Source organism: Streptomyces toxytricini, from assembly GCF_014649915.1.
GTDB classification, from domain to species: domain Bacteria; phylum Actinomycetota; class Actinomycetes; order Streptomycetales; family Streptomycetaceae; genus Streptomyces; species Streptomyces toxytricini.
In genome coordinates, this window is the sequence record NZ_BMTY01000021.1 from 22,937 (window position 1) to 36,597 (window position 13,661).

A 13,661-nucleotide genomic window follows, 5' to 3' on the forward strand; every position below is an offset into this window, starting at 1 on the left:
GGCGCGGGAACCGGCAGGGGGCGGGGGCGTCGCCCGACGGGGGCGGACACCGGCGTCGGCGCCCGATTAGGCTGGGCGTGGGCGTGGCGCCGAGCGGCGCCGGACCAGTGTTCGACAGACCAGGAGGACGAGTGAGCGGCGATCGGAACGAGAGGCGCGGCGGGGCGTGGGACGTCCCGACGGACGATCAGTCCGACGCGGAGCCCGAGGTGACGGGCGAGTTCACCATCGACTACACGCCGCCCGCCTGGTACACGCAGAGCGCGGCCCCGGCCTCGCCCGTCCCCGCGCTGCCCGAGGGCAGCGGCTTCGAACCGCACCGGCCGTCGGAGCTCGCCTCGCCCCCGACGATGCGCATCGCGCCCCCGGCGCGCACCCCGGACCCGGCCGCGCCGGCTGCGGACCCCGCTGACGCGGCCGCTCCTGACCGGGCGTCGGCGCCCGCGCCGACGGCGGATGCCGCCCCGCACGCCCCGACCCCGGCCGAGGCGCCGCGGCCCCTCACCGCCGGCCCTGCCGACGCCCCCGCCGGGGCCTTCCCGGAGGCGCCGGCTCCGACCGGCCCGCCGCAGCCGTTCACGCCGGCCGAGGGCACGGCGACGCCCGTACCCGCCGACGCACCGCAGTCCGGACAGCCGTTCACGGCAAGCCCGGCCGAAGGCGCCCCCGCGCCCGCACCGGCCTTCCCGGTGGCCACCGACGCGCCGCAGCCCGCGCAGCCGTTCCCGGCAGGCCTGCCCGAGGGCGCGCCCGCGCCTGTACCGGCCTTCCCCGACACCTCGGAGCCCGCCGACGCGGCGCAGGCCGGGCAGCGCTTCACCGGCCCGGCGGAAGGCGCGTCCGCGCCGGGAGCCGCCTTCCCCGAGACGCCGGCAACCACCGACGCACCGCAGCCCGGGCAGCCGTCCACGGCAGGCCCGGCCGAAGGCGCGCCCGCGCCCGTTCGGGCCTTCCCCCAAACGCCGGCACCCTCCGACGCACCGCAGCCCGGGCCCTCCACGGGAAGCCCGGCCGAAGGCGCGCCCGTACCGGCCTTCCCCGAGGCGGCGGCACCCACCGACGCCCCACAGCCCGGGCAGCACTTCACCGCAGGCCCGGCCGAAGGCGCGCCGGCGCCCGTACCGGTCTTCCCGGCGGCATCGGCCGAAGCGCCGCAGGACTTCCCGGCGGGCCCGGATGCGGCCGCACCGGCCGCGCCGACGCCTGCTCCGGCCGACGCGGCCGCGCCCCCGGCGCTCGCGCCCGTACCGGCGCCGTCCGACAGCGCGGTCCCGGCCCTGCCCGCGCCCGCCGCGGGGGCACCGGGATCCGGGACGCCCTCCTTCGGCGTGCCGCAGCTCCAGGCGCCCGAGACCGCTTCGTCCGGGCGGGGCATCGTGCTGGGCAAGCCGACCGGGGACTCCGGCGCGGTCCCGCGCCCGGCCACGCCGGCCGAGGGGACGGCCCTGCCCCCGGCGGCACCCGAGCCGGCGCCGGCCGATGCGGTGCCCGCCGGGTACGCGCCCTCCCCCGAAGCCCCGGCCGCGCCCCAGGCGTTCCCCGCCGCTCCGGCGCCGGCCGACGCTCCCCCGCAGCAGCCGGCCCCTTCCCCGTACGCCCCGCAGAGCTACGGCTTCCCGCCGCAGGCCCCCGCCGGGGCGGGTGGCCACCCCTACGCGCCCGCGCCCTCGGCCGGCGGGTACGCCTATCCGCCCGCCGCGCAGGCCCCGGCGGCACCGCAGGGCTACGGCTTCCCGCCCCAGGCCCCGGCCAACGCCGGCGGCTACGCCTACCCGCCCTCGGCACCGGTACAGGCACCGGCACCGGCCGCGGAAGCCGTGCCCCAGCAGGCCCCCGCCCAGCCGCAGCACCCGCAGCACCCGCAGCCGCAGATCGACCCGCGGACCGGCGCCCAGTGGCCGTCCGGCCCGCAGCCCGGTCCGCAGCCGCACGACCCGCACTACCAGCCCGGCCCTGCCGCGGGCGGCGCCCCGCTGGGCTACACGGCCGCGGTCGAGCTGTCCTCCGACCGGCTGCTGCGCGGCAAGCAGAAGCCCAAGCCGCAGCGCGCGGGCTTCCGCTTCGGCGGCAAGGCGGCCGAGGCCGAGCGCCTGCGCAAGCTGGAGCTGATCCGCACCCCGGTGATGTCCTGCTACCGGATCGCCGTGATCAGCCTCAAGGGCGGCGTCGGCAAGACCACGACGACCACCGCGCTCGGCGCGACCCTGGCCAGCGAGCGCCAGGACAAGATCCTGGCCATCGACGCGAACCCGGACGCCGGCACCCTCGGCCGCCGCGTCCGGCGCGAGACCGGTGCGACGATCCGGGACCTGGTCCAGGCGATCCCGTACCTGAACTCGTACATGGACATCCGGCGGTTCACCTCGCAGGCGCCCTCCGGCCTGGAGATCATCGCGAACGACGTCGACCCGGCCGTGTCGACCACGTTCAACGACGAGGACTACCGCCGCGTCATCGACACCCTCGGCCGCCAGTACCCGATCATCCTCACCGACTCCGGCACCGGCCTGCTCTACTCGGCGATGCGCGGCGTCCTGGACCTCGCCGATCAGCTGATCATCATCTCGACGCCGTCCGTGGACGGCGCGAGCAGCGCCAGCACCACGCTCGACTGGCTCTCCGCGCACGGGTACGGCGACCTGGTCTCGCGCTCCCTCACCGTCATCTCCGGGGTCCGCGAGACCAGCAAGATGATCAAGACCGAGGACATCGTGCAGCACTTCGAGACCCGCTGCCGCGGCGTCGTCGTCGTGCCCTTCGACGAGCACCTCGCCGCCGGCGCCGAGGTCGACCTCGACCTGATGCGGCCGAAGACCCGCGAGGCGTACTTCCACCTCGCCTCCCTGGTGGCCGAGGACTTCGTCCGCGCCGCCCAGCAGGCGCCCCGGCAGCAGTGGGGTGCCCCGCAACAGCCGGCGGCCCCGGGGCAGCCGTACGCCCAGCCGCACCCGCAGGCCCACCCCCAGGGCGCTCCGGCAGGCCACCCGCAGCCGTACGCGCAGCCCGCGCAGCCGTACGCCGCCCAGCCGGGGCAGCCCTGGCCGCAGCAGCAGCCGCAGCCGGGGCAGCACCCCGGCCCGCAGCCCCCGCGCGACCCGCGCCTCGGCTGACGAGCGCCCGGGCCCTTCGCCGTGGCTCCGCGCGCTCAGTGCCGCGCGTGCTGCGCGTCGTACTCCTGGGTCAGCGACCGCGCCCGCTTCACGTCGTCCGCGATGGCCTCCAGCAGCCCGTCCAGCGACTCGAACCTGGCCATGCCCCGCACGTAGGCGAGGAAGTCCACGGTGACGTGCAGCCCGTACAGGTCGAGGCCGATCCGGTCGATCGCGTACGCCTCCACGGTCCGCTCGGTGGCGTCGAACTGGAGGTTCGTCCCCACCGAGATCGCCGCCGGCATCCGCTCGCCGTTCGCGGTCAGCCAGCCCGCGTACACGCCGTCCGCGGGGACCGCGGTGTGCGGCGGGGTCTCGACGTTGGCCGTGGGGTAGCCCAGCTCGCGCCCGCGCTGCGCGCCGCGCACGACGACGCCCTCGACGCGGTGCGGGCGGCCCAGCACCTCGGCCGCGCCCTCCATGTCGCCCTCGGCGACCAGCCTGCGGGCCAGCGTGGAGGAGAACGGCACGCCGCCGCCCGCCGTGCCGCGCTCGAAGAGGTCGACGACCTCGACCTCGTAGTCGTAGGTGGCGCCCAGCTCGCGCAGGAAGTCGACGTTGCCGGCGGCGCGGTGGCCGAAGCGGAAGTTCGGGCCCTCGATGACGGCGCGCGCGTGCAGCTTGTCGACGAGCACCTTGACGATGAAGTCGGACGGGGAGAGCTGCGAGAACTCCGCCGTGAACGGCAGGATCAGCAGCGCGTCCACGCCCAGCCCCGCCATCAGCTCGGCGCGCCGGTCGTACGGGGCCAGGATCGGCGGGTGGCTGCCGGGGCGGACGACCTCGCTGGGGTGCGGGTCGAAGGTGACCACGACGGACGGCACGCCGAGCTCGCGCGCCTTGGCGACGGCGCGCCCGATGATCAGCTGGTGGCCCCGGTGCACACCGTCGTACGAGCCGATGGTGACGACGCTGCGCCCCCAGTCCTGGGGGATGTCCTCCAAGCCACGCCAGCGCTGCACTGTGACCGCTCCTCGCCCGAACCGTGTAGGCCCTGTCCTGTGTCCTGCCGATACCAGGTCTAAGACTGCCATGCCCCCGCCCGGCGTCCCGCATCGGTGTCGGGCCGGGCCGCGCTCTGTGTCACCTCGCGTGGGAGGCACGCGGGCGTCCGCCCGCCGCCGGCCGGCGGGTGCCCGGCGAAAAGCGCCCCCGTGTGCTCCGTCCAGTCACTCCGCGCGCCTGCTCGGACGGGTGAACAAAGGGGCCCCGGTGGAGAGAGACTGACCGAGGGGGGTCGTGGAGCGGTGAGCAGCAGCCGGTGTGCGCTCGCCGCTCCACGTCAACGCCGCCGCCGCGGGGGCGCCGGAGGGCCGGGGGCCGGGGTCAGGCGAAGACCGCGAGCGACTTCGCCTTGCCGCCCTTGCTCTCCACGAGGCCGAGCAGCTGCCCCTGCGGCCCGAAGACCGCGATCGGCCCGCGGTCCGCGTACTCCTCCGGCATCTCGATCCTGACGCCGTTGCCGAGCAGGGAGGCCCGGCGGGCGTCCAGGTCCCAGCGGGGGAACGCCGCGGCGGCCGCGTCGCCGATCGGCATGACGGTCAGCTCCTCCTGGAGCTGGTCCAGCGTCCGCGCCCGGTCCAGCTTGTACGGGCCGACGCGGGTGCGACGCAGCGCGGTCAGGTGGCCGCCGGTGCCGAGGTCGGCGCCGAGGTCCCGGGCGAGGGCGCGGATGTACGTACCGCTGGAGCAGACGACGGAGACGACCAGGTCGACGACCTTGGTGCCGTCCTCCGCCTCGGCCTCGCGCATGTCGTACACCCGGAACGACGAGATGGTGACCGGGCGGGCCGGGATGTCGAAGTCCTCCCCGTCGCGGGCGCGCTTGTAGGAGCGCACGCCCTTGATCTTGATGGCGCTGACCTTCGACGGGACCTGCATGATCTCGCCCGTCAGCTTGGCGACGCCCGCGTCGACGGCCTCGCGGGTGACCCCGGAGGCGTCCGCGGAGGAGGTGGTCTCGCCCTCGGCGTCGTCGGTCAGGGTGTTCTGGCCGAGGCGGATGGTGCCGAGGTACTCCTTCTCCGTGAGCGCGAGGTGGCCGAGGAGCTTGGTGGCCTTCTCGACGCCCAGGACGAGCACGCCCGTCGCCATCGGGTCGAGCGTGCCCGCGTGGCCGACGCGGCGGGTCCTGGCGATCCCGCGCATCTTCGCGACCACGTCGTGCGAAGTGAAGCCGGACGGCTTGTCGACGATGACGAGGCCGTCCGGAGTCTTCCCTGCGTTGGTGCTCATTACGCGGTTGCGTCCTCGTCGTCGCCGGACTTCTTGTACGGGTCGGCGCCGCCGGCGTACTCGGCGCCGGAGGACACCTCCCGGACGTGGGCGTCGGAGGCGCGCGCCTTGTCGAGGAGGTCCTCGATGGTGCGCGCGTTCTCCGGCAGGGCGTCCGCGACGAACGTCAGGGTGGGCGTGAACTTGGTGCCCGCCGCCCGGCCGACCGCCGAGCGCAGGACGCCCTTGGCGCTCTCCAGGCCCGCCGCCGCGCTGGCGCGGTCCTCGTCGTCGCCGTAGACCGTGTAGAAGACCGTCGCCTCCCGCAGGTCGCCGGTGACCCGGGTGTCCGTGATGGTCACGTGGGTCCCGAGGCGGGGGTCCTTGACACCTCGCTGCAGCTTCTCGGCCACCACCTCCCGGATGAGGTCCGCCAGCTTCTTCGCCCGCGCATTGTCGGCCACTGGTCCGTCTCCTTCTTTCCTTGCATTCAGTCTTCATCACCGTGGAGCCGCCTGCGCACCGACAGCAGCTCCACTTCCGGACGCGCCGCGACCAGCCGCTCGCAGCGGTCCAGTACGTCCGAGAGGTACCCCGTGTCGCCGCTCACCAGCGCGACCCCGATGCGGGCCCGGCGGTGCAGATCCTGGTCGCCCACTTCGGCCGCGCTCACGGAGAACTTCCGCTGGAGCTCGGCGACGATGGGCCTGACGACGGAGCGTTTCTCCTTCAGCGAGTGGACGTCGCCGAGGAGCAGGTCGAAGGACAGAGTCCCCACGTACATGCAGTTCCGGATGTCCCGCCGGTCCGGGTTCGGTGGCCTGCCGGCCGACGCGCGGCAGGGTCACCAGAACCGTACACGCAACGGCCGGGGCCGATCGACGGAAATACTCCGCCGACCGGCCCCGGTCACGACACGGTACGAACCGCCTCGCGCTTACGCGCGGGGCTTCTCGCGCATCTCGTACGTCGCGATGATGTCGTCGATCTTGATGTCGTTGAAGTTGCCGAGGTTGATACCGCCCTCGAAGCCTTCGCGGATCTCGGTGACATCGTCCTTGAAGCGGCGCAGACCGGTGATCGTGAGGTTCTCTGCGACGACCTTGCCGTCGCGGAGCAGGCGCGCCTTGGTGTTGCGCTTGACCTCGCCGGAGCGGATGAGGACACCCGCGATGTTGCCCAGCTTGGACGAGCGGAAGACCTCGCGGACCTCCGCGGTACCGAGCTCGACCTCTTCGTACTCCGGCTTGAGGAGACCCTTCAGGGCCGCCTCGATCTCCTCGATGGCCTGGTAGATCACCGAGTAGTACCGGACGTCGACGCCCTCGCGCTCCGCCATCTGCGCGGCACGGCCGGCCGCACGGACGTTGTAGCCGATGACGATGGCGTCGGAGCCCATCGCCAGGTCGATGTCGGACTCGGTGACCGCACCCACACCGCGGTGCAGGACGCGGATGTCGACCTCTTCGCCGACGTCGAGCTGGAGCAGCGAGGACTCCAGGGCCTCGACCGCACCGGACGCGTCGCCCTTGATGATGAGGTTGAGTTCCTGGACCAGACCGGCCTTGAGCACGGAGTCGAGGTCCTCGAGGGACACGCGACGGACGCGCTTGGCGAAGTTGGCGTTGCGCTCGCGCGCCGCGCGCTTCTCGGCGATCTGGCGGGCCGTACGGTCCTCGTCGACGACGAGGAAGTTGTCGCCGGCGCCGGGGACGTTGGTGAGACCCAGGACCAGGACGGGGGTCGACGGACCCGCCTGCTCGACGTTGTTGCCCTTGTCGTCGAGCATGGCGCGGACACGGCCGTACGCGTCGCCCACGACCATCGTGTCGCCGATGCGCAGCGTTCCGCGCTGGACGAGGACGGTCGAGACGGCACCGCGGCCGCGGTCGAGGTGGGACTCGATCGCGATGCCCTGGGCGTCCTGCTCGGGGTTGGCGCGCAGGTCGAGCGCGGCGTCCGCGGTCAGGACCACGGCCTCGAGCAGCTTGTCGATGTTCAGGCCCTGCTTGGCGGAGATGTCGACGAACATCGTGTCGCCGCCGTACTCCTCGGCGACCAGGCCGTACTCGGTGAGCTGGCCGCGCACCTTCGTCGGGTCGGCGCCCTCGACGTCGATCTTGTTGACCGCGACCACGATCGGCACGTCGGCCGCCTTGGCGTGGTTCAGGGCCTCGATCGTCTGCGGCATGACACCGTCGTTGGCCGCCACCACGAGGATCGCGATGTCGGTCGACTTCGCACCGCGGGCACGCATGGCGGTGAACGCCTCGTGACCCGGGGTGTCGATGAAGGTGATCTTGCGGTCCTCGTCGTTGACCTGGGTCGCGACCTGGTAGGCACCGATGTGCTGGGTGATGCCGCCGGCCTCGCCCGCGACCACGTTGGTCTTGCGGATGGCGTCGAGGAGGCGGGTCTTGCCGTGGTCGACGTGGCCCATGACGGTGACGACCGGCGGACGCGCCACGAGGAACTCCTCGCCGCCCTCGTCCTCGCCGAACTCGATGTCGAAGGACTCGAGCAGCTCGCGGTCCTCCTCCTCCGGGCTGACGATCTGAACCGTGTAGTTCATCTCGTCGGCGAGGAGCTGGAGGGTCGCGTCGGAGACGGACTGCGTGGCCGTGACCATCTCGCCGAGGTTCATCATGACCGCGACGAGCGACGCCGGGTTGGCGTTGATCTTCTCCGCGAAGTCGGTGAGGGACGCACCGCGCGACAGGCGAACGGTCTCGCCGTTGCCGCGGGGCAGCATCACGCCGCCGACGGACGGGGCCTGCATGGCCTCGTACTCCTGGCGCCGCTGCCGCTTCGACTTGCGGCCGCGACGGGCCGGGCCGCCGGGACGGCCGAAGGCGCCCTGCGTGCCGCCGCGGGCACCGGGGCCGCCGGGACGGCCGCCGAAGCCGGGACGGCCGCCGCCGCCACCCGGGCCGCCGCCGAAGCCGCCGCCACCCGGACGCGGGCCGCCGAAGCCGCCGCCCGCCGGGCGCGAGCCCGGACCGGCCGGACGGCCGGCGAAGCCGCCGCCGCCGGGACGGCCGGCGCCGCCCGGACGGGGACCGCCGGCACCGGGACGGCCGGGGCCGCCGCCGGGACGCGGGCCGGGACCGCCGGCCGCGGGACGCTGCGGCATCATGCCCGGGTTCGGGCGGTTGCCGCCCGGCGTCGGGCGCGGGCCCTGCGGACGGGGCATGCCGCCCGGGGTGGGACGGGGACCGCCGGGGGCCTGCGGACGCGGGCCGCCGCCGGGACCGGCCTGCGGGCGCGGGGCGCCGGAGCCGCCGGCACCGGGGGCGCCGGGGCGCGGCGCGCCGCCGGGACGGGGCGCCTGCGGGCGCGCCATGCCGGTGGAGCCGCCGGAGGTGAACGGGTTGTTGCCCGGACGGGGACCCGCGGGACGGGCACCACCCGGACGGGGGCCGGGGGCCGCGCCGGGGCGCGGGGCCTGGGCACCCGGGGTCGCGCCGGGGCGCGGGGCGCCGGGACGGGCACCGCCCTGGCCGCCGGCCGCGGGACGCTGCTGCGTCGGGCGCGGGCCGGGGGTCGCACCCTGGGCCGGACGCGCGGGGGCGGCCGGGGGCGCGGTGAACTCGGTCGCCACGGGCGCCGCCGGAGCGGGCTTCGGGGCGGCCGGAGCCTTCGGACCGGGACGCGGGCCGGGAGAGGCCGGGGTCACCGGGGCCGGCGCGGCCGGAGCCTCGGCTGCGGCCGGCTTGGGGGCCGGTGCGCCGGGCTTCGGGGCGGCGGGACGTGCAATGGCGCCAGGGGTCGGGACCCCGGGCTTGGCGGGGGCGGCCTTGCGGGGCGCTCCCGGCTTGGCAGCGGACTTGCCGGCGTTGCCGCCGGGCCCCTGCAGTGCGTCAGTCAACTTGCGCACAACCGGCGCCTCGATCGTCGAGGACGCCGAACGGACGAACTCACCGAGTTCCTGGAGCTTGGCCATGACGACCTTGCTCTCCACACCGAACTCCTTGGCGAGTTCGTATACCCGGACCTTAGCCACTTCGCTCCTTTGAGGTCCGGGTTGCGCCGGACCGTCGCTACTTCATGGGCGTACTCATCGCGTACTCATCGAGTGCTCATCGCAATCTCGACCTACTTCCAACTCGCGAGGTACCTGACCGCACGGGGTGTCCGTGCCGTACTACTTCTTACGGTGTCGCCGCGGCCACTGCGGCCACGGCGTCGCTCAGTCCGGCCGTGTCGAGCGCTCCCGGGGACCTGAGGGCCCGGGGGAACGCCCTGCGGCGGACCGCCTTGTCGACGCAGACCGCGGCGGGGTGCACATAGGCACCCCGGCCGGGCAGCGTACCGCGAGGATCGGGGACGCATGCGTCCCCGACCGCCACGATGCGCAACAGTTCGCTCTTGGCCGCTCGCGCCCGGCACCCCACACAGGTGCGTTCGGGGCATGCGCGGGCTTGCGTCCGGCCAGACACGCCTAAGTCTACCTCCCCGTACCGACCTCACCCCTTCGGGCGCAAAATCGAACGGACGTTGTCGCGATCTGCTGTCTTGAACTGTGTACCCGCAGGGCAGCGCCCGCGGGTAGCGGTTTTATTCCCCGTCCCGGGCCCGGCCGGCGTCCGGGGACGCCTCCGTGTCGGGGCGGATGTCGATGCGCCAGCCGGTCAGCCGCGCGGCGAGGCGGGCGTTCTGGCCCTCCTTGCCGATGGCCAGCGACAGCTGGTAGTCGGGGACGGTCACCCGCGCGGAGCGCGAGTCCCAGTCGACGACCTCGACCTTGCTCACCCGAGCGGGTGACAGGGCGTTCGCCACCATCTCCGCCGGGTCGTCCGACCAGTCGACGATGTCGATCTTCTCGCCGTGGAGCTCGGCCATGACGTTGCGCACGCGGGCGCCCATCGGGCCGATGCAGGCGCCCTTCGGGTTGAGGCCCGAACGCGTCGACCGAACGGCGATCTTCGTGCGGTGGCCGGCCTCGCGGGCGATCGCCGCGATCTCGACGCTGCCGTCCGCGATCTCCGGGACCTCCAGCGCGAACAGCTTCTTCACCAGGTTGGGGTGGGTCCGCGACAGCGTCACGGACGGGCCGCGCACGCCCTTCGCGACCCGGACGACGTACGCCTTGAGGCGCAGTCCGTGCGGGTACTCCTCGCCGGGGACCTGCTCCTGCACCGGCAGGATGGCCTCCAGCTTGCCGATGTCGACCAGGACGTTCTTGGGGTCCTTGCCCTGCTGGACGACGCCCGTCATGACGTCGCCCTCGCGACCGGCGAACTCGCCGAACGTCAGGTCGTCCTCGGCGTCGCGCAGACGCTGCAGGATCACCTGCTTGGCGGTCGTCGCGGCGATCCGCCCGAAGTCCGACGGCGTGTCGTCGAACTCCTTGGGCTCCTGCCCCTCCTCCAGGTCCCGCGGGTCCTCCATCGCCCACACGACGACGTGCCCATTGGTGCGGTCCAGCTCCACGCGCGCCCGGCGGAAGCTGCCCTCGGTGCGGTGGTACGCGATGAGGAGGGCCGACTCGATCGCCTCGACGAGCAGGTCGAAGGAGATCTCCTTCTCCCGGACCAGACCCCGCAGGGCACTCATGTCGATGTCCACGGCTACGCCTCCTCTTCCTTCTTGTCCTTGCGGTTGAACTCGATCTCGACACGCGCCCTGGCGACGTCCGCGAACGCGATGCGGCGCGCGGTCGCCTTGCGGCCCTTCACACCGGGGACCTCGAGGTCCATGCCCTCGTCGTCGACGTCGAGAATGCGGGCGATCAGTTCCCCGCCCTCGGACAGCTGGAACTTCACCAGGCGGCCGATCGCCCGGACGTAGTGGCGGTGCTCGGTCAGCGGGCGGTCCGCGCCCGGCGAGCTCACCTCCAGGACGTACTCGCCCTCGCCCATCGCGTCGGTCTCGTCCAGCCTGTCGGAGACCTCGCGGCTCAGCTCGGCACACGCGTCCAGTTCCACGCCCTCGTCGGAATCCACGATGATGCGCAGCATCCGCCGCTTGCCGGCCTTCGACAGCTCGATGTCCTCGAGATCAAGGCCCCTGGCGGCGACGAGCGGCTCCAGCAATCCGCGCAGCCTGTCGCTCTGGGTGGTGCTCATCCGGGTGACTCCTCGGCCGCGTGTGCTGTTGTGGGTTACGTCGCGTGTCAGACCAAAGGGTATCCGGTCGCGGAGGGTGTTGCCGTCCGTCCTGTGGACAAGCCCCCGGGTACCGTGATCACACCCTGCCCTTCCCCACCCCCGAGGACGTCGCCGTGCCCTGGACCCCTCCCACCGGACCCTCGCGCAGGAGCCTGCTCGCCGGCGCGGCCGCCACGGCCGGCGCGGCCCTGGCCACCGGGTGCTCCGGCGGCTCCCGCCCGCCGGCCCCGCCCAGCGGTGTTGCACTCGAACGGCGGATGCGCGCGTCGGCCGTTCGTGACAGCGAACGGCTGCTGGAACGTTACGACGCCACCGCCGCCGCCCACCCGGCCCTGGCCGGCCGCCTCGCCCCGCTGCGCTCCGCCGTCGCCGCGCACGCGGGGGCGCTGGCGTGGCCGGGCGGGGTCGGCGGTGCGGGCGGGGCCGCGGGAAAGGCGGCGGGGGCTGCGTCCGGCCCGGCCGCACCGTCGGGCGCGCCGTCCCCGGGCGGGACGCCCCCGGCCGGCGGGGTGCAGGTCCCGCCGGAGCCGGAGAAGGCCCTGGCCGCCCTCGCGGACGCCGAGCAGGCCCTCGCCGAGGCCCGCACCGCAGCCCTGGCCGCAGCCCCCGGCGAGCTGGCCCGCATGCTGGCCTCGGTCGCCGCGTGCGGCGCCGTCCACGTCCACCTGCTGACCCCCGCCCCGGGAGCCGCCTCGTGAAGCCCTCGCCCTCCTCCCCCTCCCCCGCCGGGCGCGCCCTCGATGCCGCCCAGGCGGCGCTCGCCGCCGAACACGCCGCCGTGTACGGGTACGGGGTCGTCGGCGCCCGCGCCGGCGAGCGCGCGGCCGAGGCCCGCGAGGCGCACGGCACCCACCTCGCGCGCCGTGACGCGCTGGCGCGCGCCGTCCGCGACCTGGGCGGCTCCCCCCGCCCCTCCGATCCGGCGTACGCGCTCCCGTACGAGGTGCGCACCGCCGGCGACGCCGAGCGGCTGGCCGCGGAGGTCGAGGACCGGGTGGCCGGCGCGTACGCCGACCTGGTGCGGGCGGCCGACGGCCCGCTGCGCCGCGAGGCGGCCGACGCGCTGAGCGCCGCGGCGGTCCGCGCGGCGCGCTGGCGCGGCGGCGGCGTAGCCTTCCCTGGGCTCGCGGAACACGCACGGCCCGCCGGGAACAGCTGAAGGGGAACACGCACGCATGGCTTTCGAACCGCCGCAGCGGCTCGTACGGGCGCTCGGCGAGACGCCGGACGGGGACGGAAGCACGGCCGACTGGCTGGAGCGGCTCCCCCGGCTGGCCGAGGCGGCACTGGACCGGCGTGCGGTACGCGCCCAGCGGGTCCAGGCCCCCGGCGGGCGCAGCAGCCTGGTGGTGCTGGTGCAGTACGAGGACGGCACGCCGGCCGTGCTGAAGCTGGCTCCCCCGCAGGCGCGGCCCGACCGCGAGCTGGCCGCGCTCGCCCACTGGGGCGGCTTCGGGGCCGTGCGGGTCCTCGACACCCGCCACCACGGCGAGGACGGGGCGCTGCTGCTGGAACGGCTGCAGCCGGAAGTGTCCCTGCGCTCCCTGCCCGAGGCGAAGGCGCTGCTGGAGGCCTGCGGGACGCTGCGGCGGCTGTGGGTGAAGCCGCCCGACGGGCACCCCTTCGAAACGGTGGCCGAGCGGACGTCCCGGCAGGCGGGGGCGCTGCGCGCGGCCGCGGAGGAGGGCGGCGCGGGGGCGGGAGCGGACTCCGCGGCCCTGGTGGAGGCGGCGCTCGCGGCCCGGGAGGAGCTGACGGCCGCACCGGCCGAGGAACAGCTGCTCCTGCACGGCAACTTCCGTCAGGGCAAGGTGCTGGCCGGCGACCGCGCGCCGTGGCTGGCCGTGGGCCCGGAGCCGGTGGTCGGCGAGCGCGCCTACGACCTGGCGCGGCTGGTCCGGGACCGGCCGGAGGACCAGGTCGCCTCGTCGGCGGGGGCGGCGGGCGCCCGGCGCAGGGTGAACAAGCTGGCCGACAGCCTGGAGGTGGACCGGGACCGGCTGCGCGGCTGGACCCTCTTCCGGGCGGTCGAGTCGGGCACCCGCGCCCTGGCTGCGGGACGCCGGCGCGATGCGGAGCTGCTGCTGGAGTTCGCCACCTGGCTTTAGGGCATACCGGTACATAAAAGGATGTACCGATGTCCTGACGTACCGATGTACGGATCTGCCACGGGCAGCCCGCAGGGAGG

12 protein-coding genes are annotated in these 13,661 nt (G+C 74.7%); 4 read left to right on the forward strand and 8 right to left on the reverse strand.

Features of this window, described 5'->3' with window-relative positions:
* Positions 1-131: 131 nt before the first annotated feature.
* Positions 132-3,110: an SCO5717 family growth-regulating ATPase gene (locus tag IE170_RS24565; RefSeq protein ID WP_189811624.1), complete on the forward strand. Its 2,979-nt coding sequence runs from the start codon at positions 132-134 to the stop codon at positions 3,108-3,110.
* 35 nt (positions 3,111-3,145) lie between these two features.
* On the opposite strand, the gene IE170_RS24570 is transcribed toward IE170_RS24565, so the two are convergent.
* The 8 genes from IE170_RS24570 to rimP form a co-directional block, all read right to left on the reverse strand.
* Positions 3,146-4,111, reverse strand: coding sequence for a bifunctional riboflavin kinase/FAD synthetase (locus tag IE170_RS24570; RefSeq protein WP_189811625.1), 966 nt, complete (start codon positions 4,109-4,111; stop codon positions 3,146-3,148).
* A gap of 364 nt (positions 4,112-4,475) precedes the next feature.
* Positions 4,476-5,384 (reverse strand): tRNA pseudouridine(55) synthase TruB, encoded by a 909-nt coding sequence (gene truB / locus IE170_RS24575; protein WP_189811626.1) that lies wholly within the window; start codon positions 5,382-5,384, stop codon positions 4,476-4,478.
* Positions 5,384-5,827, reverse strand: a complete 444-nt coding sequence (rbfA, locus tag IE170_RS24580; protein ID WP_189811627.1) for a 30S ribosome-binding factor RbfA — start codon at positions 5,825-5,827, stop codon at positions 5,384-5,386. Before rbfA ends, truB begins: the two co-directional genes overlap by 1 nt.
* Positions 5,828-5,853: 26 nt before the next feature.
* Positions 5,854-6,147, reverse strand: coding sequence for a DUF503 domain-containing protein (locus IE170_RS24585; RefSeq protein ID WP_054223643.1), 294 nt, complete (start codon positions 6,145-6,147; stop codon positions 5,854-5,856).
* 153 nt (positions 6,148-6,300) lie between these two features.
* The gene (gene infB, locus IE170_RS24590; protein WP_189811628.1) at positions 6,301-9,366 is read right to left on the reverse strand and encodes a translation initiation factor IF-2; all 3,066 of its coding nucleotides are present in this window, start codon (positions 9,364-9,366) and stop codon (positions 6,301-6,303) included.
* A 148-nt stretch (positions 9,367-9,514) separates the two neighbouring features.
* Positions 9,515-9,802 (reverse strand): YlxR family protein, encoded by a 288-nt coding sequence (locus tag IE170_RS24595; protein ID WP_125548334.1) that lies wholly within the window; start codon positions 9,800-9,802, stop codon positions 9,515-9,517.
* Between the two features lie 118 nt (positions 9,803-9,920).
* Positions 9,921-10,931: a transcription termination factor NusA gene (nusA, locus tag IE170_RS24600; RefSeq protein WP_189811629.1), complete on the reverse strand. Its 1,011-nt coding sequence runs from the start codon at positions 10,929-10,931 to the stop codon at positions 9,921-9,923.
* 2 nt (positions 10,932-10,933) lie between these two features.
* Positions 10,934-11,431 (reverse strand): ribosome maturation factor RimP, encoded by a 498-nt coding sequence (rimP, locus tag IE170_RS24605; protein WP_125548336.1) that lies wholly within the window; start codon positions 11,429-11,431, stop codon positions 10,934-10,936.
* 155 nt (positions 11,432-11,586) lie between these two features.
* On the opposite strand from rimP, the gene IE170_RS24610 reads away from it, so the two are divergent.
* The 3 genes from IE170_RS24610 to IE170_RS24620 are packed head-to-tail and all read left to right on the forward strand — an operon-like array spanning position 11,587 to position 13,581.
* Complete coding sequence (locus IE170_RS24610; protein ID WP_229885125.1) at positions 11,587-12,171, forward strand: hypothetical protein; 585 nt, start codon at positions 11,587-11,589, stop codon at positions 12,169-12,171.
* Positions 12,168-12,632, forward strand: coding sequence for a DUF4439 domain-containing protein (locus IE170_RS24615; RefSeq protein WP_229885136.1), 465 nt, complete (start codon positions 12,168-12,170; stop codon positions 12,630-12,632). The genes IE170_RS24610 and IE170_RS24615 overlap by 4 nt, the downstream gene beginning before the upstream one ends.
* 16 nt (positions 12,633-12,648) lie before the next feature.
* Positions 12,649-13,581 carry an aminoglycoside phosphotransferase family protein gene (locus IE170_RS24620; RefSeq protein ID WP_189811631.1) on the forward strand — a complete coding sequence of 311 codons (933 nt, stop codon included), beginning with the start codon at positions 12,649-12,651 and terminating at the stop codon, positions 13,579-13,581.
* Positions 13,582-13,661: the final 80 nt, after the last annotated feature.